The following is a 22,558-nucleotide window of genomic DNA, read 5'->3' on the forward strand; positions in this document are numbered from 1 at the left end:
GGCGGTACCGGTACAGGTACCATCGCCTGACGATAGACGGGCGGACAGATGTTATTGGGATCGTAGGCCGCCTGCGGAGAATCTGCGGGCACGCATTCAGCCTGCCGCGGAGGAATGGTGCGAGCGCGCGGCACGGTCGGCCGGGGGACGGCGCGTGGCTTCTGTTTCACATATTTGGCCTGCTTGACCGACTTGGTCTTGTATTGCGGACTGTCGGAAATCGGCTTCTCGGCAACGTGGACCGCGCCGCCTGCAAGCAGGGCGCCGCCCGCTGCAGTGGCCGATAGTTTGGCAAGAGCTGACTTGACCGACATCGCTTCGAATTCCTTTTACGACCGGGCCAGGATGTTTGGGAAGCCCCCATCCCCGCCGCGATCCTATAGTGTTTTCGCGAATCCCCCCGGGTCTTCACGCATAATTACTGATCGCTATTGCGCCCAGAAAGTGAATTTTCTCGACAAATGCGAGGCTTGAAGACGACCCGTCCCGTTTCGGGACCGAATCCACCCCTTGGTTAAAACCGCCGATGCGCTCACTTGTCGAACATGTCGGACTGCGGTTTCGATGGTGCCGCGAGGCCCAGGTGCAACCATCCGCCATCGTTGAGGCAGCGCCCCCGCGCGGTGCGAGCAATGAGGCCAAGCTGGATGAGATAGGGCTCGATCACCTCCTCCACCGTATCGCGCGGTTCGGAGAGGCCCGCCGCCAACGTCTCGACGCCGACCGGCCCGCCCTTGTAGGTCGTTGCGATCATGGTGAGATAGCGCCGGTCCATCGCGTCGAGGCCGAGACTGTCGACCTCGAGCCTGGTCAGTGCCTCGTCAGCCACTCTGGTGGTCACGACCGGCTCTTTAAGAACCGATGCGAAGTCACGCACGCGCCGCATCAGGCGGCCTGCCACGCGCGGCGTGCCGCGCGATCGGCGGGCGATTTCACGGGCGCCGCCTTCATCGATAGCCATGCCCAGCAATCCTGCCCCGCGGCTGACGACCTTGAGCAGTTCGTCTTCAGTATAAAAATTTAGCCTGACGGGAATGCCGAACCGGTCGCGCAAGGGAGTGGTCAGCAAGCCCTGACGCGTGGTCGCCCCCACGAGCGTGAACGGCGGCAAGTCGATCCGCACGCTGCGCGCGCTCGGCCCTTCGCCGATGATGATATCGAGCGCGCGGTCTTCCATCGCCGGATAGAGCACCTCCTCGACCACCGGATTGAGCCGGTGAATTTCGTCGATGAACAGTACATCGTTGGGTTCGAGATTGGTCAGCAGAGCCGCAAGATCGCCCGCCTTGGCAATCACCGGGCCGCTGGTGGCGCGAAAGCCCACGCCGAGTTCCTTGGAGACGATCTGCGCCAGCGTGGTCTTGCCCAGTCCCGGCGGGCCGAAGAAGAGCACATGGTCCATCGCTTCGCCGCGCCCGCGGGCGGCCTCGATGAAGACACGAAGGTTCTCGCGCGCCGCTTTCTGGCCAACGAACTCGCTGAGCGACTTGGGCCGCAGCGCCGCGTCCGGATCTTCCGGCTGCCGCTCGGGCGAATGCAGGGGGATGGGTTCAGTCAAAATGTTCGGTACCCTCGCTGGTGATCGCTACCCAGCCGTGCTTGCGTTCTTCGTAAACGGAATATTCCGGCGGCGGAAATGAAGGATCGGCAAAGCGCCCGATCGGAATTGCCATCATGTCAGTAAAGGGCTGCGCGATATACCACAGTTCCGACCCGCAGACCGGGCAGAAATGATGCTCGCTGGTTCGACCGCTTTCGGCTTTCCGGGTGAACATCTGAGCCTTGCCAGACGTCTTCACCCTGTCAGCCAGAAATCGGGCCTGAGCGGCAAAGGACGATCCGCTGCGCTTCTGGCAATCGAGGCAATGGCATACGGAAATGCGGAACGGCTCACCATCGCAGGTCGCGGTAAGCTGACCACACATGCAAGTGGCGGTGCGGACGCTCATCCGGCTGCCTTTTTCAAAGCGACGCGGATCAATTCGCCCTCGCCAGCGCCCTCGCCCAGCTCGCCCTGAGCTGCGGCGACTGCACGGGCAGCTACAGCCGGTTTGAAGCCGAGGTTTTCAAGCGCGCTCACCGCGTCGGCGCTGGCGCCGCCAGCAGGGGTTGGTGCCAGGGCGGCGCTTCCCATGCCGCCGCCGGGCAAGGCTCCTGCCTTGTCCTTGAGTTCGTTCACGATGCGGCCCGCCAGCTTGGGCCCAACCCCCTGGGCCCTTGCGACCATGGCAGCATCGCCATTGGCACAAGCCTGCTGCACCTCGCCCGTGGAGAGTGCGGAAAGGATCGCAAGCGCGACTTTGCTGCCGACCCCCTGCACCTGCGTGAGAAGGCGGAACCAGTCCCGCTCTGCCGCCTCGGCAAAGCCGAGCAAGCGCATGTCGTTTTCCGACACCTGAAGATCGGTATAGACCGTGCACGCTTCGCCCACATTGCCGAGTGCGTTCAGGGTCCTGGCCGAGCAATGGACAAGATAGCCGACGCCGGAGACGTCGATCACCGCCCAGTCGACACCGGTTTCGTCCAGCAGGCCCTTCAGCTTAGCAATCATGTTTTGTTCCTGCCGAATCGCCACCAATTTGGCTAGCCCTGCCGCGCATTTGTACGCGGCATAGTGTCTGGCGATTTTTCAGATATCTGCACGTGGAGCCGAGACATGGACCACGTGTTACACTGTACAAGACGAAAAAACTCCGCTGGCGTGAAGGCTCCTTCTCGCGGTGATACCGAAGGACGAATGATGCGACGAAGAAGGCATGGCGGCATCATGCCAGGTTGACGGGATGTAGGAAAATCTTCGCTGCTCCACCGCTCGACAGCGGCCACACTTGCGCTAAGACAACCGCATGAGCTGGAACACCTTCGGACGCGTGCTGCGCTTCACCACCTGGGGCGAAAGCCACGGCCCCGCCATCGGAGCGGTGGTCGACGGGTGCCCCCCCGGCATCGCGCTGGCTGAAAGCGACATCCAGCCCTTCCTCGATGCGCGCAAACCCGGGCAGAACAAGTTCACGACCCAGCGTCAGGAACCCGATGCGGTCAGAATCCTGTCGGGCGTCTTCGAAGGCCAGACGACGGGCACACCGATCAGCCTGATGATCGAGAACACCGATCAGCGGTCGAAAGACTATTCGGAGATCGCCAACACCTATCGCCCGGGCCATGCCGATTATGCCTATGACGCGAAATACGGTTTTCGCGACTATCGCGGCGGCGGACGCAGCAGCGCGCGCGAAACCGCAATGCGCGTGGCGGCGGGCGCGGTGGCGCGCAAGGTCATCGGCGAAGTTTCGATCATTGCCTATGTCGCGGAGATCGGCGGCGACGCGATCGATCCGGCCAATTTCGATGCGCAGGAAATCCAGCGCAATCCCTTCTGGTGCCCGGATGCGGACGCCGCCAAGCGCTGGGAAGCGCTGGTCGACAATGCGCGCAAGGCCGGGTCATCGCTTGGCGCGGTAGTGGAATGCGTGGCAACGGGTGTCCCGGCGGGATGGGGCGCGCCGATCTATGCCAAGCTCGATGCCGATCTTGCTGCTGGCATGATGAGCATCAATGCCGTCAAGGGCGTGGAGATCGGCGACGGCTTTGCCGCTGCGCGCCTGACTGGCGAACAGAATGCCGACCCAATGCGGCCCGGTAACGACGGGCCACGGTTCGAAGCCAATCATGCCGGCGGCATTGCAGGAGGGATTTCCACCGGACAGCCCGTGACCTGCCGCGTAGCATTCAAGCCCACAAGTTCGATATTGGCGCCCGTCGAGAGCGTGACGCGCGAGGGCGAGGCGACCGAAGTGCGAACCAAGGGCCGGCACGATCCCTGTGTCGGCATTCGGGGTACTCCAGTGGTGGAAGCCATGATGGCGCTGGTACTGGCGGATCACAAAATCCTGCATCGCGCGCAATGCGGGTGACCGGCGCCTAAGCCATGAAGCGAGAAAGACGGTAAAAGCGCGATAAAAGACCGCAGAAACCGGGCGCTTGGTTGCGCTAAACGCAACTGAGTATCGACAAGCTTGCGCTTTATGAAAGTTCCATCGGATTGATCGATTATTCCGATGCTCGCAATCGCAACATATCGCTTTTGTGCATCGCAACACACCCTATCTGTGGTTCGAGAGTTTCAACCCGAACACACGGAGAATCAGATACTATGGGTATTATCGGAAGCCAGATTAAACCGTTCACCGCCACCGCGTTCAAAGCCGGCGAAGACTTCTACGACGTCACCGACGAAGATGTGAAGGGCAAATGGGCGGTATTCTTCTTCTATCCTGCCGACTTCACCTTCGTCTGCCCGACCGAACTCGAAAATCTTGGCGAGCAGTACAGCATGCTCCAGAAGATGGACGTCGAGGTGTATGCCGTGTCGACCGACACGCATTTCAGCCACAAGGCATGGCACGATACGTCGGAAAAGATCGGCAAGCTCAACTTCCCGTTCCTGGGCGACCAGAACCACGTTCTTGCCCGCAACTTCGACGTGCTGCGTGAAGGCGTGGGCCTTGCCGACCGTGCGACCTTCGTGGTCGATCCCGATGGCGTGATCCAGATCATGGAGCAGACCTGCGAAGGCGTTGGCCGTAACGCCAACGAACTGGCCCGCAAGATCAAGGCTGCACAGTATGTCCGCGCCAACCCTGGCCAGGTCTGCCCGGCAGCGTGGGAAGAAGGCAGCGACACGCTTGCTCCTTCGCTCGACCTCGTCGGCAAGATCTAAGCGTTAATTCGCCAGACAGATCGGAAGGCCTAGCGGCCTTCCGTACAAAAACCCGAGCCTGACTCGGGTCGCTGGAAGGCCCGGGGCATCCCCCTCCCCCCCGCCCCGGGCCTTTTCATTCCCCCCAATTTTCAAATCCATTGTCCATCCGACACCCGGAGTCCGCCCATGCTCGATGCAACGATGACCCAGCAGCTCAAGACCTATCTGGCCAATTTGCGCGAGCCGGTCGAACTGGTCGCCTCGCTCGGCGAAGACGCCAAGAGCGTTCAGACGCGCGAACTGCTCGAGGAAATTGCGCAACTGCACGACCTCGTCAGTGCCAGCTTCGACGGGACTGATGCACGCAAGCCCAGTTTCGTGATCCGCCGCGCAAGCGATGCGGAAAAATGGGTGCGCTTTGCCGGTCTGCCGATGGGCCATGAATTCACCAGCCTGGTGCTTGCACTGCTGTGGGCCGGCGGACATCCGCCGAAAGTCGATGCCGATCTGCTCGAACAGGTCCGCGGGCTGGAAGGCGATTTCAATTTCGAGATGTATTTCTCGCTCAGCTGCCACAACTGCCCGGACGTGGTGCAGGCCCTGACGCTGATGGCGCTGGAAAATCCGCGCATAACGGCGACGCTGATCGAAGGCGGCACGTTCCAGGAAGAGGTCGACGAGCGCGAGGTGATGGCCGTGCCTGCCACGTTCCTGAATGGCGAGCCCTTTTACAACGGCAAGATGGAACTGGCCGAGATCCTCGCCAAGATCGACACCGGAAGCGAAGAGAAAGCGGCAGAGAAGCTTTCGGCCAAGGCGCCGTTCGAAGTTCTCGTCGTCGGCGGCGGCCCTGCGGGCGCGGCGACGGCTATCTACACCGCACGCAAGGGCTTCAGCACGGGTATCGCGGCGGAACGGTTCGGCGGGCAGCTGCACGACACGCTCGGCATCGAAAACCTTCCGGGTACTCCTTACACCGAAGGCCCGAAGCTTGCGGGCGAATTGAAGCGTCATGTCGGCGAATACGACATCGATCTGATGGATCTCGCCAAGGCGGTGAAGCTCGTTCCTGCGAAGGAAGAAGGCGGGCTGCACACGGTCGAATTCGGCAATGGTGCCAGCCTGAAAGCCCGCAGCCTGATCCTTGCGACCGGTGCGCGGTGGCGCAATCTGGGTGTTCCGGGCGAAGCGGAATACCGCAACAAGGGGGTTGCCTATTGCCCTCACTGCGACGGACCATTGTTCAAGGGCAAGCGTATCGCGGTTGTCGGCGGCGGTAACTCCGGCGTTGAAGCGGCGATCGACCTGGCGAAGATCGTCGGCCACGTCACGCTGATCGAATATGACGACAAGCTGCGTGCCGACGAAGTGCTGCAGAAAAAGCTTCGCAGCATGAGCAATGTCGATATCGTCACCAGCGGGCAGACCACGGAAATCACTGGCAAGGACGGCAAGGTGAACGGCCTTGTCCTGAAGGACCGCAAGAGCGGTGGAGAACGCCGGGTCGAGCTGGAAGGCGTGTTCATCCAGATCGGACTGGTCCCGAACACCGAATGGCTGAAGGATTCCGGCCTCGAACTGACCAAATTCGGCGAGATCGCAACGGACGAGGAAGGGCGCACCAACCTGCCGGGCGTATTCGGCGCCGGCGATGTGACCGATGTGCCTTACAAGCAGATCGTCGTCGCCATGGGCGAAGGGTCGAAAGCGGGCCTGTCTGCATTCGACTATCTCATCCGCACCGAACCGGTCGAGGATATCGCACAAGCCGCGTGACCCGTCATCCAACGGCCATGAAAGCGTCGCCATTTCACGTGGATGGCGGCGCTTTTCGCATGTGGAGCACTACTGGCCGCTTCATCGTTTAAGGCTATCAATTCGACGCATTTAATCGATTGGACGCATCAGCACCGAGAGCGCATCCTTTCTCCACGATATCACCCTGAGTCTTGTAGAGTGGAGAGACGAACGATGGATGCGAAGACAGGCGAAATGAGCGGTTGCCCGATGCATGGCGACGGCGGCATGCGGGCGCTTCTGGGACGTACCAACAAGGATTGGTGGCCGGAAATGCTGGCAACCGAAATCCTCAACCCCAATGGTCCATCGAACCCGATGGGCGATGATTTCGATTATGCCGAGGCCTTCAATGCACTCGATTACAAGGCGCTGAAAGAGGATCTCCACGCGCTGATGACCGACAGCCAGCCATGGTGGCCGGCAGATTACGGCCATTACGGCCCGTTCTTCATTCGCATGGCGTGGCATGCGGCCGGCACCTATCGCACTGCCGACGGACGCGGCGGCGCCAATAGCGGGCAGCAGCGCTTCGCGCCGCTCGACAGCTGGCCGGATAACGGCAATCTCGACAAGGCGCGCCGCCTGTTGTGGCCGGTGAAGCAGAAGTACGGCCAGCACATCAGCTGGGCCGATTTGTTCATCATGGCAGGCAATGTCGCGATTGAAAGCATGGGCGGGCCGATCTTTGGTTTCGGCGGTGGCCGTGCCGACGTGTTCGAACCGGAACGCGACATCTACTGGGGAAGCGAAGACAAATGGGTCAATGAAGGCGTGCAGACCCGCATTGCCCCTGAACACGGATACGAACAGATAGAAGGGCCGCTCGCCGCGATCCAGATGGGTCTCATCTACGTCAATCCCGAAGGCCCGGGCGGCAACCCGCATGACGATGAAGGCGCTGCGCGCGACCTGCGCGAAACCTTCAAGCGCATGGCTATGAACGACGAGGAAATTGTCGCCCTGACTGCTGGCGGACACACATTCGGCAAGGCCCACGGCAATGGCGATGCATCGACCCTGGGCGCGGCACCAGCGGGCGGAGATCTTGCAGCGCAGGGCTTCGGCTGGGTTTCGGGCGAGAAACACGGCGGCATCGGCGAGCATACCGTGACCAGCGGTATCGAGGGCGCCTGGACGAACACTCCCGACAGGTGGAGCGAGAATTACTTCCGCCTGCTGCTCGATTACGATTACGAGCTGGTGCAATCGCCTGCCGGCGCGAACCAGTGGCAGCCGATCGACCAGAAGGAAGAGGACATGGCCCCCGCGGCCTGGGATTCTTCCAAGAAGGTCCCCACCATGATGACCACTGCCGACATGCAGATGAAGCGCGATCCGGGCTTCCGCAAGATCAGCGAGAAGTTCCGCAACGATCACGAAGCATTCCGGGATGCCTTTGCCCGCGCGTGGTTCAAGCTGACCCACCGCGATATGGGCCCCAAGATTCGCTACCTCGGCCCGGAAGTGCCGCAGGAAGACCTGATCTGGCAGGATCCCGTGCCCGAGGGCACCATGCCATCGGACAGCCTCATCTCCGAAGTGAAGGCCAAGATCGCCGATAGCGGCCTGACCGTGAGCCAGTTGATCAAGACGGCCTGGGCGTCTGCAAGCACATACCGCAAGTCGGATCATCGCGGCGGCGCCAATGGCGCGCGGATCGCTCTCAGCCCGCAGAAGGACTGGCACGTGAACGAGCCTGCGAACCTGCAAAAGGTTCTCAGCACGCTCGATGGACTGCGCGGCGACATGAGCCTTGCCGATGCGATCGTTCTGGGCGGTGTGGTTGCGCTGGAAAAAGCTGGCGCCACGGATGTGCCTTTCACCGGCGGGCGCGGCGATGCAACGCAGGAACAGACCGACGTCGAAAGCTTCGACTGGATGGAGCCGGAAGCCGATGCCTTCCGCAATTACCGTCCGAAGAAGATGGGCGTGAAAACCGAGGAAATGATGCTCGATCGCGCCAGCCTGCTGGGTCTTTCAGTACCCGAAATGACGGTATTGATCGGCGGGCTTCGCGTACTTGGTGCCAACCACGGCGAACGCGGCCATGGGCACCTCACCGAACGTTCCGGTCAACTTACCAACGACTTCTTCGTCCATCTCTACGACATGACGAATGTCTGGAAATCGACCGACGACAGCGACGAGGAATATGTCGCAACCGACCGGGCTGAAGGCCGCGAAAAGTGGCACGCGACCCGTGCCGATCTGGTCTTCGGTTCAAACGCCGAACTCCGTGCGGTGGGCGAAGTATATGCCCAGAAGGGCGGCGAAGAGAAATTCAAGAAGGATTTCGTCAAAGCCTGGACCAAGGTGATGGATGCCGACCGTTTTGACATTTCCTACCGGAAATATCATAGTTAATTCCTAGACGGCCTGATTGATCGACCACCGAGGAGCCCCCGACACCGCGTCGGGGGCTTTTCTGTTTCAGGAAGCACTCGTAAGCCGATCCGACCCGGGTCAGCGTTCGCGTTTGAGGACGATGTAAAGGGCCCCGTCACCGCCATGGCGCTGATGCGCGCGCCGGACTGCCGCGATCGCGGAATGATGACTGGAGGCGGCCAGCCAGTCCAAGACCTTGGCACGAATTGCGCCGCGCTTCGCCCCCCTATCGGCAGCTTCGACAGGGCGCGGCTTGCCCGTCACCACCAGGATGGTTCGCGCCCCGATCGCGCGTGCCTGCGCGACGCCGCTCATCAGGCGGTCGTATGCTGCATCGAGATTGTGGCCATGAAGATCAAGCGTGACCTCCGGCTGCAACTGGCCTGCCTTGAGGCGGCGATCCCAATGCGAGTCCAGCCCACGATCCTGCACGGGGACGGCCTTGGGAGGTGATGGCTTCGCGGCACGCGGCACGCGCGGTGGTGTGGCGATTTTCGCTGGTGAAGAACGGACCGGCGGTTGGGGTCGATGATCGGGTTTCGGCTGGATAGGCTTGAGCGGGTGCAGGCGCTTCACCGTTGCGGCGAGCTTGTCCCATGCCTCGACTTCATCGGCAGACAGGCCCCGCGGCGCGTTCACCTGCCCGTTTCGTGACGCTGGACGGTGCCCTTGGGGACGAGAATGAGAGCCGACCCGCGCGAACTCATGCCTCCAGCGATCCGGCGTGCATCCTCACCATTGCCCCAGAAGGTGTCGAACCGATTGGCCCCCTTGATTGCCCCGCCAGTATCCTGCGCGATCCACAGGCCATCTGCCACATCATGTTCGAGATCCAGATAGACAGGCGCACCGTAGGGTACATAATTGGGATCGACCGCGACCGAGGATTCCCGGCGAACCGGTACACCGAGCGACCCCAGCGGACCGTCGGTGTCGAGGGGGCGGAAGAAAATCCAGCTCTTGTTGAGCCGCATCACTTCCTGTCCCTGAACGGGATTATCGCGAATGTATGCCATGATGCCCTGCATCGAAGTGGCGTAGGGGGTACCGGGACCGATCATTCCGCGTTCCCGCATGACGCTGCCGATACCGACATATTCACGCCCGTTCTGCCCGGCATAACCGATCCGCATCAGCGAATTGTCTGGTAGCCGGAGCAAGCCGGACCCCTGAATCTGCAGGAAGAAGAATTCCACCGGATCCGCCGCCCAGGCGATTTCCAGTCCGCGATTGGCGAGCGCCCCCTGTTCGATCTCCGCCCGTTCGTAAAACATCACGAATTTGCCGCTCGCGTCACGGCGCCCGAGCGGAGGACGGCCCGTGCGTTCACTCTGGGCCATGTCGTCCGGCCAGTCGCGCACGAGTTCGGGAGGCATTGCATAAACGGGAACGTCGTAACCCGGTGCGCGCGTGCGGCTACCACGGATTTCCGGCTCGAAGTAGCCAGTAGCGAAGGCCGCTCCATCGCCGACCCGCGCCGTTTCGAAATAGCTCGTGAAAAAGCGCCGCGCGTCTGAGACGGGCCAGGAAGTCACGGCCTGACATGCTGGGCGCCAATCATCGGTACGGGTCAGCCCGCTCTGATCTTCGCGCTTCAGGATGGCAGGACAGGATTCGCGAAATGATGCAAGCGCCGTGGTGGCATCATTGGCGCCGATCCCGAGCGAGCCGATTTCCGGCCCACGCGAAAGCCGCGCCAACGAGGCGCTCGGCACGGTCGTGGTGGGGGGAGGAACGGGAACCGTGCTTTGTGGTGGGCGGGCATCGGGCACGACCCGGCCACATGCGGCAAGAGCGATCGTTGCCGCAACCACGAGCAGATAACGCATATTCCCTCCCGGAATGCGAAAGGCGTCAGCCTTCGTCGGTTTCGTCGAGTATCCAGTTGGGATCGGAAGAACCGACATTACGGGTGAATGTCCACACGTCGCGGCTTTCGATCGCATCGTCGAGCGATCCGGCAATGACATTGCCTTCCGCATCGCGAGTGACCGCTGCGATATCGGCGACAAACAGCACTGCGATGCGCGCGGTCCGTCCATCGAGTTCCGCCGAACGAACGGTCGCATCTTCGATCCGGATCAAACGATTTTCAAGCGTTTCGCCCGCTTTGTCGCGTGCGTCGATCGCCCCTGCAAAGCTCTGATACACATCGTCATCGGCCAATTCGCGCAACGTTTCCCGGTCGCCTTTCCAGAAAGCTTCGAGAACCATGGCATACGCGCCCTTGGCCCCTTCGAGGAAGCCAAGCAGATCGAAGCCCTGGTCCGCCGCAGCGATGGCGCGAATACCGGTTTCGTTAGCGGGCGCGCGATCGTCACCCGAACGCAGGACCACCGGCTGCCGTACAGCCTGCGGTGCATTGTCCGACTGCGGCGGTGTCTCGCTACGTTCGAAACGGCGCGGCACGATTTCTTCCTCGTGCTCCGAACGACGCCCGAGCACAGAATAGAGGCGCAGCCCCAGAAAGGCTGCGATCATGGCAAGGATGACGATCTCGGTGATCACTTAAATAACCTGCTTCCCGACTTGATTTGCAGAGGGGCAATCCGCCCCGACAGTCCAATCTGCGTCCTGCCCTAGATAGGGAAGAATTACAAACCGACAATGTTCCTGCGATGAACGATGTCGACGACGCGGGCGCGATGCACGGCGCATTGATACGCGTGCCCGACAGTGCTAGGCGCGCGCCGCACTGGTCCCGCGCTTCATCAACAATGCGCAGGCCCATCGAATTCGGAAATTTGGAAAGCGACTGCACATGGCCGACGAAGGCGACGTTCTCACCGACATCAACCCCGATCCGGCAGCCGGAGCCAATGGCGCCGACAATCTGCCGAGCGCCGGTGTGATTTCGCAATACATCAAGGATCTCTCGGTCGAGAATCCCAACGCACCGCAGTGCTTCCAGTGGAACGAGCAGCCGCAGCTCGACGTGCAGGTCAATATCGCTTCCGAGAAGGTGTCGGACGAAGTGCATGAAGTAACCCTGAAGGTCACCTGCGCCGCTAAGACCAGCCAGGGCAGCCTCTACCTCATTGATCTGGATTATTGCGGCCTGATGGGCATGCGCAACCTGCCCGACGAGCACGCACACGCGTTTCTGTTCGCCGAAGCGCCGCGCATTCTCTTCCCCTTCGCGCGCCGCGTAATCGCCGATGCCAGCCGCGATGCAGGCTTCCCTCCGCTGATGCTCGACCCGATGGATTTCGGCGCTCTCTACCAGCAACAGCTGGCGGCCCGCGCTCAGGAACGGCAGCAAGGCGAGGGTTCGCCCCCCGCTGGCGAAGCCTGAGTTAACGATATGCAGCAAAGGCTCTGACAGATGAGCCTGGTCAAGAATGTCGGCACCATCGGCGGACTGACTGCAGTCAGCCGCGTGTTCGGCTTCGTTCGCGACATGCTGCTGGCCCGCGTCCTCGGCGCGGGTCTGGCGGCCGACGCCTGGCAATTGGCCTTTACCCTGCCGAACACGTTTCGCCGCCTGTTCGCAGAAGGCGCATTCAGCGTTGCCTTCGTGCCGATGTACACGCGGAGGCTGGATGCCGAGGAAGATGGCGGCGACGAAGCCGCCGACCGGTTTGCCAGCGATGTACTCTCGGTATTCGTATGGGTCCTGCTGGGTTTTTCGGCGCTGTGCATGATCGCCATGCCAGGGATCGTCTGGCTCCTAGCGCGCGAGTACCAGGATGTCCCGGGCAAGTTCGAATTGTCGGTCATGCTCAGCCGGGTGACTTTCCCCTATCTCGCACTGGTAAGCCTGGTGGCCATGCTGTCGGGCGTGCTCAACGCCCGCTCGAAGTTTGCTCCAGGCGCAGTGGTGCCTGTGCTGCTCAACATCGTAATGATCGGCGGCATCCTGACCGGATGGTATTTGCGCGGAAATAGCGCAGACGACCTGCCCGTGGCCTGGGCGCTGGCGATATCGCTGGCGCTCGCTGGCGTGGCTCAATTGATCTACATGTGGTGGGCAACCCGGCGCGCCGGCGTGAAGCTGCAGATCAAGATGCCGAAGATCACGCCCGACGTAAAACGCTTGATGATGCTGATGCTACCGGCAACCTTCGGAGCCGGAATTTACCAGATCAGCCAGCTGGTCGACACCTTCTTTGCCACCAGTCTGCCGCAAGGATCGCTCACGCTGCTGAAGCTGGCCGACCGCCTGAACCAGATGCCGCTCGGCATCTTTGGGATTGCACTGGGCACCGCGATCCTGCCCATGCTGGCGCGCCATATCCAGTCGGACAACCACCGCGAAGCGCAGCGCCTGCAGGGCAATGCGGTCGAGATAGCCATGCTGCTTTGCCTGCCCTGTGCCGTGGCACTTTCGATCTGCGCAGAAGCATTCACCGCCGGTATATTCCAAGGTGGACGCATGGCGCCCGAAGACACCGCGATCATGGGCAATATCGTAATTGCGCTGGTTTGCGGCCTGCCCGCCTATGTGCTTGTGAAAGTGTTCCAACCGGCATTTTTCAGCCGTGAAGATACTCGCACTCCGGTGTTCGTTGCGGCCGGTGCACTGGCGATCAACATCGCGCTGAATTTCTATGTCGTGCCTCGTTATGGCATCGTGGGCCTGGCGGCAGCGACAGCGATCACCGCGACGCTCAATGTGCTGACCCTTTACGCCATTCTACAAATCCGTGGCTGGTTTCATGTGACCGGCAAGCTGGCCGGAAGGATCGTGCGCCAGATAATCGCAACGGCGGTCATGGGCGCTCTGCTGTGGTGGATGACGCCAGCGTTGGAAACATACTGGCGGGGCGGCGCATTCGACCGTATCTGGTCGCTTGCAGCCCTCGTTATTGCCGGTGCGGGCGTATTCTTCGCCACGGCGTATCTGGTTGGCGCCCTCGACAAGGACCTCATTGCACAGCTACGGCGCAAACGCGCGGTGCCGGCGAGCGACGGACCGCCAAATCTTTCGGAATGAGTGAGTAAACATGCGCGTAGTGTCCGGCATTCAGCCCACCGGCAACCTTCACCTCGGTAATTATCTCGGTGCGATCCGAAACTGGGTGCGCATGCAGGATGAGATGGCCGAGGGACAGGAATGCCTGTTTTTCCTTGCCGATCTCCATGCGATTTCCATGCCGCACGATCCGGCCGAACTAAAGCGGGCGACGCTGGAAATGACCGCGGCGCTGGTCGCTTGCGGAATCGATGCGCAGAAAAGCGTGCTGTTCAATCAGGCACAGGTTCCCCACCACGCAGAGCTCCAATGGCTGCTCAACGGCACGGCGCGGATGGGCTGGTTGAACCGCATGACGCAGTTCAAGGACAAGAGCGGTAAAAACCGCGAGGGCGCCAGCGTGGGACTGTTTACCTACCCGGTTCTTCAGGCTGCCGACGTGCTGCTGTATCAGACCACGCATGTGCCAGTGGGTGAAGACCAGAAGCAGCACCTAGAGCTTGCCCGCGATATCGCTCAGAAGTTCAATAACGACTTCGCATCCGATGACGCTCCCGTCTTCACCCTGCCCGAACCGATCAGCCCGCCGCAGGCGGCGCGCATCATGAGCCTGCGCGACGGATCGAAGAAGATGAGCAAATCGGATCCGTCCGAAATGAGCCGGATCGAGCTGGTCGACGATGCAGACACGGTAATGAAGAAGGTCAAGAAGGCGAAGACCGACCCCGAACCCCTCCCGAGCGAGAGTGCCGGACTGGTAGGCCGACCCGAAGCCCTGAACCTCGTCACCATCTACGCCGCCGTTTCCGATATCAGCGTCGACGACGTGCTGCGCGAATACGGCGGCGAAGGGTTCGGCAAATTCAAGCCGGCATTGGCCGAATTGCTCGCCGAAACGCTTCGACCGATATCGTCGCGTTTCAATGAATTGCTGACCGATCGCGAAGCACTCGACGCAATCCTTGCCCGCGGTGCTTCGCGGGCGCGCGAACTTGGCCGACCTACGCTCGACGCCACCTACGCCGCGCTCGGTTTCGTCAGATAACCCTTTCCGAACTTGCAACAAATGTGAATCTGGATATTCAATCCGGGTTCATCCCCGTTCGTCTAGAAAAGCGCACAGTAACTGGCAGTGTGCCTCAGGGGGGCGGTAGGCTGCATGATTCGGTGTAAGCATGATATGCACACCGATGTTCGAAAAAGGACTGAGCATGACCGACCGCAAAAAAGGTTGGGGGCGCAAACTTAAGCTCGCCTCCGTACCGATAGTACTAGCTAGCCTCGCTGCCTGCGCGACACCGTTCAACGCTGATGTGTCGCGTTTCCAGACGCAGCTTCCGGCACCGCAGGGCGAAAGCTATTTCGTCGTCGCAGACGATCCGGCCCTGGCTGGTGGGCTCGAATTCGCGCAATATGCCGATCTCGTGGAAGCACAAATGTCGCGCCTCGGCTATGCGCAAGCTGCCTCGGCTGAAAACGCATCGCTGCTGGTCCGTTTCGATTACGGCGTCAGCACTGGGCGCGAACGGGTACGGACCACCGGTTTCCGCGATCCCTTCTACGATCCGTGGTTTGGATCGCGCTGGGGGCGGTCGCGCTTTGGCTATGGACGCCCTTTCTACGGTAGTCGCTGGGGCTTCGGTTTCTACGATCCGTGGTTCGGCGGTCCGGACGTTCGCAGCTACACGGTTTATACCAGCGGGATCGACATGAAAATCGATCGCGCGGCAACCGGAGAGCGACTGTTCGAAGGCAAGGCACAGGCCATTTCCACCTCGAACCGTCTGCAATATCTGGTGCCCAATCTCGTCGAGGCGATGTTTACCGATTTCCCTGGTAATTCGGGTGAAACGCTTCGCATCTCGATCGCACCGGAAAAAACGACGGTACGCCGCGTCGATTAATCGACGCGCTTTAGAGCGGTAGGATGTTGAAGGGCGGCTCCGGATCGGGCCGCCCTTTTTCATGTTCGGCCAAATCCAAGCCAGATTAAGACCAGTCCCTGCTGATGGGTTGACTTTGCATCGCGCCCTTAGCTGTCCTTGCCGGAGACGCCGGTAGAGCCGAAACCGCCCTTGCCGCGTCCGGTATCCGCTGAAAACTCGGAGACGACATCGAATGCCGGTCGCAGGATCGGCACGAAGACCAGCTGCGCGATCCGGTCTCCCGGGTTAATCGTCAAGCTGTCACTTCCCGGCGGGTTTCGGAGCCACGCGCTGATGAAAATTTCGTTTGTATAATCGGCATCGATTGTGCCCACCGATTGCCCGAGGACCAGGCCCTTCTTATGACCCAGCCCCGATCGAGCGAGCAAAAATCCGACCATGTGAGGGTCGTTCATTAACAGCGCGATACCGGATCGCACCAGAACGGCCGGCGCCTGCGGTTCGAGAACCAGTGGTTCGTCCAGGCAAGCGTAGAGATCGATGCCGGCGGACATTTCCGTCTGATAACGTGGCAGCCCCCAGTCATGCAGTCGATCATCGAGTATTTTTAGTTCGATTTTATTGGTGGGCAAACGATGGATCCTTCTTAAGCTCGGTTTCCTGCGGGCTAGGCTGCCGGCTTCGAGCAGGCAAGGCAGGAACGACCCCAAAACATTTCGGCATAAGCGCGTAACGAGGTGGCGTGTAAGCCGGAAAGGATTGCAGTTGACCTAATAGCAATGGGCTGCAAGTCGCGGCGAAGGCGCAAGTTCCAGCATCAGGACATGACTTTGAGTAACAACACTCGACGCGGAATTATCTTGGCAGGCGGGTCGGGCACCAGGCTCTATCCGTTAACCCGTGGCGTCTCGAAACAGCTCATGCCAGTCTATGACAAGCCGATGATCTACTATCCGCTCTCCACGCTGATGATGGCGGGCATTCGCGACATTCTGATTATCACCACCCCGGAAGACCAGGATCAGTTCCGCCGCGTACTGGGCGATGGTTCGGATTTCGGCGTGGCGCTGAGCTACGCAGTACAGCCCAGCCCCGACGGTCTCGCCCAAGCCTTCCATATCGGCGCCGATTTTATAGGCAATCACCCGAGCGCGCTGGTCTTGGGCGACAACATTTTCTATGGCCACGGCCTTCCGCAATTGCTCGAGAATGCTGCCCGGCGGTCGAGCGGGGCAAGCGTATTTGCATACCGTGTCAACGATCCCAAGGCCTATGGCGTCGTGGATTTCGACGCGAACGGCGTCGCCTCATCGCTGGAGGAAAAGCCCGCGCAACCGAAATCGAACTATGCCGTCACGGGCCTGTATTTCTACGATAACACCGTGGTCGAGCGCGCCCGCGACCTCAAGCCTTCGCCGCGCGGAGAGTTGGAGATCACCGATCTCAATCGCCTCTACCTCGACGACGGAGCCCTGTCGGTGGAGATCATGGGCCGCGGCTTCGCCTGGCTCGATACGGGAACGCATGGCTCGCTTCTCGATGCAGCAAGCTATGTTCGCATTACGGAAGAACGGCAGGGCCTCAAGATTTGCTGCCCCGAAGAAATCGCGTGGCGGCAAGGCTTTATTGACGACACGCGATTGGAGGCCATTGCCGCGCCGCTCAAAAAGTCGGGCTACGGTGAATACCTCATGGCGCTGCTGCATGAAGGGCGGGCGTGATGAACATTACCGAATGCGACATCCCCGGACCACTTATCATCGAACCCAAGGTGTTTGGCGACGAACGCGGCTTCTTCATGGAAAGCTGGAACGCTGCTAGGTTCGCCGAGGAGGGGCTCGACATAGCTTTCGTGCAGGACAATCACTCGCGCTCGCAGAAGGGCGTTCTGCGCGGGATGCATTTCCAGAATCCGGGCCCGCAGGGCAAACTCGTGCGGGTGGTCAGCGGCGCCGTATTCGACGTAGCGGTGGACCTTAGGCGCTCCTCCCCCACCTTCGGTAAATGGACCGGGGTGGAACTCTCCGCCGAAAACAAGCGCATGTTCTGGGTGCCGCAGGGCTTTGCCCACGGCTTCCTCACGCTCGAGGACGATACCGACTTCCTTTACAAGTGCGATGCCACCTATGCGCCACAGCACGAACACTCGCTGGCCTGGGACGATCCCGATGTTGGCATCGAATGGCCGCTCGGTGGTATCGATCTGCAACTTTCAGCCAAGGATGCCAAGGGCACGCGCCTGAGCGACCTGGAGGCCTTTGCGTGAAGGTCCTGATTACCGGTGCGAAGGGCCAGTTGGGGCGCGGCCTGATCGCAACTGCCCCCTCCACGGTCGACCTGCATCCGGTCACCCGAGATGACTGCGACCTTGCCGATGCGAGCGCCATCGCCGCATTGATCCAGCAAGTCGCCCCCGATCTGGTGATCAACGCCGCCGCCTATACTGCCGTGGACAAGGCCGAGCGCGACGAAGACGCGGCCCGCGCGATCAATGCTGGAGCAGTCGCCGCTCTCGTTGCCGCACATCGGGGCAAGCTGGTTCATGTCTCGACCGACTTTGTGTTCGATGGCACGTCCAGCCGAGCTTACCGGCCCGACGACAGCCGCAACCCGATTTCCGTCTATGGCCGCAGCAAGGCCGAGGGCGAAGACTGCTTGCGCGACAGCGATCTGCTCGTGCGCACGGCCTGGGCCTACACCGCAGGCGGCGCCAATTTCGTGCGCACCATGCTGCGGCTGATGGCGGAAAAGCCTGCGCTAAACGTGGTGGCCGACCAGATCGGCGCGCCGACTTGGGCGCCCGGCCTTGCGCGCACCCTATGGAGGCTAGTGGCGAAGGATGCCAACGGAACCTTCCATCACAGCGATGCCGGTGTCGCGAGTTGGTATGACTTCGCCGTTGCCATTCAGGAAGAATCTTTGGCGCTCGGCCTGCTCGACAACGCCATTCCGATCGCTCCAGTCCCCACCAGCGCCTATTCCACGCCCGCTGCGCGCCCCGCCTTCTCGCTGCTCGATTGCAGCAAGACACGCGCGCTGCTCGACGACGGGCATACTCACTGGCGCACCAATCTTCGCACCATGCTGCAAGAGGAAGCTGCGCATGTCTGAAATCCTCGTCACCGGCGGTGCCGGCTTTATCGGCGCGAACTTCGTACATCACTGGCGCAAGACGCATTCGGACGATGCCATTTGCGTGCTCGACCTCCTGACCTATGCGGGCAATCCCGCCAATCTCGACGGGTTGGACGGCGTCGAACTTGTAGCGGGCGACATCCGCGATACAGCGCTGGTCGAACGCCTGCTGCGCGATCGCGGGATCGACCGGCTGGTGCATTTCGCCGCCGAAAGCCATGTCGACCGCTCGATCAGCGGCCCCGATGCCTTTGTCAGCACTAACATCGATGGCACCCATTCGCTGCTCAAGGCCGCGCGCACCGTGTGGCTCGACGAGGGCGAGGGCCGCCCGCACAGGTTCCACCACGTCTCGACCGACGAGGTCTATGGCTCGCTGGGGCCGAATGACCCAGCCTTTAGCGAAACCACGCCCTACGCGCCCAACTCGCCCTATTCGGCGAGCAAGGCGGCCAGCGACCACCTCGTGCGCGCCTACCACCACACCTTCGGCCTCGAGACTACGACGAGCAATTGCTCGAACAACTATGGCCCCTATCAATTCCCTGAAAAGCTGATTCCGCTGTTCCTTCTCAACGCTTTGCATGGTCGCGATCTGCCGATCTATGGTGACGGTATGAATGTGCGCGACTGGTTGCATGTGGAAGACCATTGCCGGGGCATCGAACTGGTGCTTGAGAACGGCAAGCCGGGAGAGGTCTACAACATAGGTGGCGGCGAGGAACTGCCGAACATGGTAGTGATCGACGCCATCTGTGCGGCGGTTGACCGCGCTTTTTCCGATGTCGACGGGCTGGCCGAACGCTATCCTGACGCGTCCGCTGCCCAGGGCAAACCGACCAGTTCGCTCAAGACCTTCGTCACCGACCGCGCGGGGCACGACCGGCGCTATGCCATCGATTGCCACAAGATTGAGCGCGAGCTAGGCTATCGCCCGCACAACAGATTTGCCGAAGGATTTGCCGCCACGCTCACCTGGTATCTTGCCAACGAAGATTGGTGGCAGGCGCTGCTAAAGAGGTGATCGGCCAAAGCTGGATTGCCATGGCCTGGCAGAATTGGCACGAGGACAATCATGACGGAGGAAATGCCTCACCCTCGCCAGGCAGTTTCCCAAGGTGGCAGCGCTGCGTTCCTGCTGATGGCGGTCCACCTCGATGCTCTGCGGTTGAACCCGGCGCGCTATTTGCGTGGGTTATGGTGGAAACTGTGTGGCAAACGCTTGCGTGCGCGGCTGACCATCGCGCCTTTGCTCGGCGCCTCACCGCGCGCCTATCGCTTGTGGATGGCGCAGGAAGCCACAACGAACAGAATCGAGCCGCGCCCGCGAAGCGATGCGCCGCCAGTCGTCGCGCTGGTTCGCAGTGGCCCCGGAGAGGAGGCAACGCTGGCCAGCCTCGCGGCAGAGGGTATCGCGGCCTGGCTTGCCCCCGCCCGCGCGGATGCCACCTTGCAAACGCTGTTGCGGCAGGCGCGGGGCACCTGGGTGCTTCCCATCTACGCTGGCGACATTCTCGCTACCGGGGCAGGCGAGGCTGTGCGCAAGGCTCTGGCTGAAACGGCCGATACCACCCGGATCATCTATGCCGACGACGACCTGCTGGGCAAAGACGGTCAGCGCCGCGATCCTCACTTCAAGCCGGACTGGAACGCCGAACTATACCGCCATTTTGACTATCTCTCAGGCACCGCGCTGATACACCTGTCAAAGGCCGACAACACCGCCCCACTCGCCGATGACTGGCCCGCCAGTCTTGCCCGGCAGGCAGCCGAATGTAGGGGTCAGCCGGTGCACTTGCGCGAGGTCTTGTACCACCGACACAGGCGGCCCAAGCCTCAGCGGCCCGGCCCTCTGAAACTCACACCCGAAGAGCGCCGCAGCCTTCCAAGCGTGAGCATCATCGTGCCCACCCGCAACCGAGTCGATCTGTTGCGCCCCTGCCTCGAAGGTATCGCAGCCACCGACTATCCGCGCCGCAAGGAAATCATTGTGATCGACAACGGGAGCGATGAGCCAGAAACCCTGCGCTACCTCGCCGATCTTGACCCGGACTTCGCCCGCGTTGTCGTTGACCATGGGCCATTCAACTTCGCCGCACTCAATAACAGCGCGGTGACTGAAGCCTCGGGCGACCTCCTATGCTTTCTCAACAACGATATCGAGATCACCGACCCGCAATGGCTGACGGTGATGGCGCATCAGGCGATGCGCGCCGATGTGGGCGCAGTGGGCGCGCAACTTCTCTATTCCGATGGACGAATCCAGCACGCCGGCGTAGTCCTCGGTATTGGGGGGGGAGCAGCGCATGCGCATCGATTGCTCAAACCCGATGAAGCGGGTTACTTCCGCCGCCATGCATTGCCACAATTCGCCTCTGCTGTAACCGCTGCCTGCATGGTGATGCGCAAGAGCAGTTTCCTTGCTGTAGGAGGGTTCGACGCGGAGAATTTCGCCGTGTCTTTCAACGATGTCGACATATGCCTGAGGCTGAATGCGCGCGGCTGGCAAAGCCTTTACGAACCGCGGGCACAGCTCGTGCACCATGAATCGGTGTCACGGGGGTTTGATCGTGATCCGGCGGGAGCCAAGCGTCAGGCCGGAGAGCTAGCAGCCCTGCGCAGCCGTTGGAGCGTGCACGAGCCTAGCCCGGACGACGACTGGCGCAGCTGTCAGGCGGACCCGTTCCACCACCCCGCGCTCAGCCCGTTCAGCGAACAGTTTGAGCTAAGAGTCTAGGCAAGCTGATGGCCAACGATGGACTGATGCCTCCACCTCCCCGCAAGCGTCTGCAGTTGCCGAGCGTCACATTATGTGCGGTCAGTTCGACCAACGTGGCCGCCACTGTCGAGGCCATGCGTACAAGCATGCAATATGTGGACTTTGCCGAGGCGGTCCTCTGCACCCACGCGACCGATACCGCGCTGGAAGTTGGCGATGCGATCCAAATCGTTCCTATAGAGCGGCTGACCTCGGCCAAAGCCTATTCGCACTTCATGCTCACGCAATTGGTCGATCATATCGCCACCGATCATTGCCTAGTGGCGCAATGGGACGGGCACGTGATCGACTCCGCTCGCTGGCGGGCGGAGTTCCTCTACTACGACTATATCGGTGCCAGCTGGCCGCAGTTCGACGATCGCCACGAGGTCGGCAATGGCGGCTTTTCGTTACGCAGTCGTCGCCTGATGGAGGCATGCCGTCAGGACCGCTTTCAGGCCCATCACCCAGAAGACGTGGCGATCTGCCGAACCAACCGAGCGGTGTTGGAGCAACAGGGCATGCGCTTTGCCCCTGTCGAACTGGCGGATGCGTTCGCCGCGGAGCGCGCTGGAGATCCGGCAGATAGCTTTGGATATCATGGCGTGTTTCTAATGCCGCGGGTGCTGGGCGTGGAACGATACTGGCGGATCTATTGTGCTCTGGATGAACGGGGCAGCTTGCGACCGGATTTTTGGCAGTTGCTGCGCGAAGCGAAGGGAGGAAGCCGTGGAGCAGCCCGCGTGCTGCGGATGCTTTTTGAACGGTTATCCGATATTTCCCGGTGAGGACTTCCGCCACTGACGCAAGCCCGAGATTGCAAAAACACGTGTCTTTCATAGAGCATTGCGTTAACGGCGTCGTTTAAAGCGCCTATGGCAAAATCAGAAGTCACCCATCCGCTATAGCGCAGAATTCTTTGTGAGAGATCCATCAAGCTATTGCTATCGATCCCTCTTTTGGGCTTAGCCAGCCGA

Annotated in this window: 21 protein-coding genes; 14 read left to right on the forward strand and 7 right to left on the reverse strand. The window is 61.1% G+C overall.

The window, feature by feature from the left end; all coding sequences use genetic code 11:
* Window positions 1-532: 532 nt before the first annotated feature.
* From ruvB to ruvA, 3 genes are read right to left on the reverse strand one after another with little or no spacing between them, the layout of a single operon-like run.
* Entirely contained in the window at window positions 533-1,558 is a 1,026-nt protein-coding gene (gene ruvB / locus KYK83_RS11840; protein ID WP_222828395.1) for a Holliday junction branch migration DNA helicase RuvB, read from the reverse strand.
* Window positions 1,551-1,949, reverse strand: coding sequence for a GFA family protein (locus KYK83_RS11845; protein WP_222828396.1), 399 nt, complete (start codon window positions 1,947-1,949; stop codon window positions 1,551-1,553). Before KYK83_RS11845 ends, ruvB begins: the two co-directional genes overlap by 8 nt.
* The gene (gene ruvA, locus KYK83_RS11850; RefSeq protein ID WP_103024529.1) at window positions 1,946-2,551 is read right to left on the reverse strand and encodes a Holliday junction branch migration protein RuvA; all 606 of its coding nucleotides are present in this window, start codon (window positions 2,549-2,551) and stop codon (window positions 1,946-1,948) included. The genes KYK83_RS11845 and ruvA overlap by 4 nt, the downstream gene beginning before the upstream one ends.
* Before the next feature lie 295 nt (window positions 2,552-2,846).
* Here ruvA and aroC point away from each other — a divergent pair, with 295 nt between their 5' ends.
* The 4 genes from aroC to katG all read left to right on the forward strand — a co-directional run bounded on the left by aroC (window position 2,847) and on the right by katG (window position 8,866).
* Entirely contained in the window at window positions 2,847-3,914 is a 1,068-nt protein-coding gene (gene aroC / locus KYK83_RS11855; protein ID WP_222828397.1) for a chorismate synthase, read from the forward strand.
* 239 nt (window positions 3,915-4,153) lie between these two features.
* A complete protein-coding gene (ahpC, locus tag KYK83_RS11860; RefSeq protein WP_103024527.1) occupies window positions 4,154-4,720 on the forward strand; it encodes an alkyl hydroperoxide reductase subunit C in 567 nt (188 codons plus the stop codon).
* A 168-nt stretch (window positions 4,721-4,888) separates the two neighbouring features.
* Window positions 4,889-6,478, forward strand: coding sequence for an alkyl hydroperoxide reductase subunit F (ahpF, locus tag KYK83_RS11865; RefSeq protein ID WP_222828398.1), 1,590 nt, complete (start codon window positions 4,889-4,891; stop codon window positions 6,476-6,478).
* A 195-nt stretch (window positions 6,479-6,673) separates the two neighbouring features.
* The gene (gene katG, locus KYK83_RS11870) at window positions 6,674-8,866 is read left to right on the forward strand and encodes a catalase/peroxidase HPI (RefSeq protein WP_222828399.1); all 2,193 of its coding nucleotides are present in this window, start codon (window positions 6,674-6,676) and stop codon (window positions 8,864-8,866) included.
* A 99-nt stretch (window positions 8,867-8,965) separates the two neighbouring features.
* Here katG and KYK83_RS11875 read toward each other — a convergent pair whose 3' ends face one another.
* The 3 genes from KYK83_RS11875 to KYK83_RS11885 are packed head-to-tail and all read right to left on the reverse strand — an operon-like array spanning window position 8,966 to window position 11,395.
* Window positions 8,966-9,526 (reverse strand): Smr/MutS family protein, encoded by a 561-nt coding sequence (locus KYK83_RS11875; RefSeq protein ID WP_103024524.1) that lies wholly within the window; start codon window positions 9,524-9,526, stop codon window positions 8,966-8,968.
* Window positions 9,523-10,716, reverse strand: coding sequence for a murein transglycosylase A (mltA, locus tag KYK83_RS11880; protein WP_196847706.1), 1,194 nt, complete (start codon window positions 10,714-10,716; stop codon window positions 9,523-9,525). The genes KYK83_RS11875 and mltA overlap by 4 nt, the downstream gene beginning before the upstream one ends.
* A 25-nt stretch (window positions 10,717-10,741) precedes the next feature.
* Window positions 10,742-11,395 (reverse strand): Tim44/TimA family putative adaptor protein, encoded by a 654-nt coding sequence (locus tag KYK83_RS11885; protein WP_103024522.1) that lies wholly within the window; start codon window positions 11,393-11,395, stop codon window positions 10,742-10,744.
* A gap of 253 nt (window positions 11,396-11,648) precedes the next feature.
* Here KYK83_RS11885 and secB point away from each other — a divergent pair, with 253 nt between their 5' ends.
* The 4 genes from secB to KYK83_RS11905 all read left to right on the forward strand — a co-directional run bounded on the left by secB (window position 11,649) and on the right by KYK83_RS11905 (window position 15,706).
* The gene (gene secB, locus KYK83_RS11890; protein WP_103024521.1) at window positions 11,649-12,182 is read left to right on the forward strand and encodes a protein-export chaperone SecB; all 534 of its coding nucleotides are present in this window, start codon (window positions 11,649-11,651) and stop codon (window positions 12,180-12,182) included.
* Window positions 12,183-12,212: 30 nt separating this feature from the next.
* Window positions 12,213-13,823 carry a murein biosynthesis integral membrane protein MurJ gene (gene murJ, locus KYK83_RS11895; RefSeq protein ID WP_222828400.1) on the forward strand — a complete coding sequence of 537 codons (1,611 nt, stop codon included), beginning with the start codon at window positions 12,213-12,215 and terminating at the stop codon, window positions 13,821-13,823.
* A gap of 10 nt (window positions 13,824-13,833) precedes the next feature.
* Window positions 13,834-14,847, forward strand: coding sequence for a tryptophan--tRNA ligase (gene trpS / locus KYK83_RS11900; protein WP_222828401.1), 1,014 nt, complete (start codon window positions 13,834-13,836; stop codon window positions 14,845-14,847).
* A 166-nt stretch (window positions 14,848-15,013) separates the two neighbouring features.
* Window positions 15,014-15,706, forward strand: coding sequence for a DUF4136 domain-containing protein (locus tag KYK83_RS11905; RefSeq protein WP_103024597.1), 693 nt, complete (start codon window positions 15,014-15,016; stop codon window positions 15,704-15,706).
* Window positions 15,707-15,834: 128 nt separating this feature from the next.
* Here KYK83_RS11905 and dut read toward each other — a convergent pair whose 3' ends face one another.
* Window positions 15,835-16,320: a dUTP diphosphatase gene (gene dut, locus KYK83_RS11910; protein WP_248284432.1), complete on the reverse strand. Its 486-nt coding sequence runs from the start codon at window positions 16,318-16,320 to the stop codon at window positions 15,835-15,837.
* 198 nt (window positions 16,321-16,518) lie between these two features.
* On the opposite strand from dut, the gene rfbA reads away from it, so the two are divergent.
* The 6 genes from rfbA to KYK83_RS11940 are packed head-to-tail and all read left to right on the forward strand — an operon-like array spanning window position 16,519 to window position 22,369.
* A complete protein-coding gene (rfbA, locus tag KYK83_RS11915) occupies window positions 16,519-17,409 on the forward strand; it encodes a glucose-1-phosphate thymidylyltransferase RfbA (RefSeq protein ID WP_248284433.1) in 891 nt (296 codons plus the stop codon).
* Window positions 17,409-17,954, forward strand: coding sequence for a dTDP-4-dehydrorhamnose 3,5-epimerase (rfbC, locus tag KYK83_RS11920; RefSeq protein WP_222828403.1), 546 nt, complete (start codon window positions 17,409-17,411; stop codon window positions 17,952-17,954). The genes rfbA and rfbC overlap by 1 nt, the downstream gene beginning before the upstream one ends.
* The gene (gene rfbD / locus KYK83_RS11925) at window positions 17,951-18,799 is read left to right on the forward strand and encodes a dTDP-4-dehydrorhamnose reductase (RefSeq protein WP_222828404.1); all 849 of its coding nucleotides are present in this window, start codon (window positions 17,951-17,953) and stop codon (window positions 18,797-18,799) included. The genes rfbC and rfbD overlap by 4 nt, the downstream gene beginning before the upstream one ends.
* A complete protein-coding gene (gene rfbB, locus KYK83_RS11930; protein ID WP_222828405.1) occupies window positions 18,792-19,847 on the forward strand; it encodes a dTDP-glucose 4,6-dehydratase in 1,056 nt (351 codons plus the stop codon). Before rfbD ends, rfbB begins: the two co-directional genes overlap by 8 nt.
* Before the next feature lie 51 nt (window positions 19,848-19,898).
* Entirely contained in the window at window positions 19,899-21,560 is a 1,662-nt protein-coding gene (locus KYK83_RS11935) for a glycosyltransferase family 2 protein (RefSeq protein ID WP_248284434.1), read from the forward strand.
* 8 nt (window positions 21,561-21,568) lie between these two features.
* A complete protein-coding gene (locus KYK83_RS11940; protein ID WP_248284435.1) occupies window positions 21,569-22,369 on the forward strand; it encodes a DUF5672 family protein in 801 nt (266 codons plus the stop codon).
* Window positions 22,370-22,558 lie beyond the last annotated feature (189 nt).

Source organism: Qipengyuania pacifica (assembly GCF_019857205.1).
GTDB lineage: Bacteria > Pseudomonadota > Alphaproteobacteria > Sphingomonadales > Sphingomonadaceae > Qipengyuania > Qipengyuania pacifica.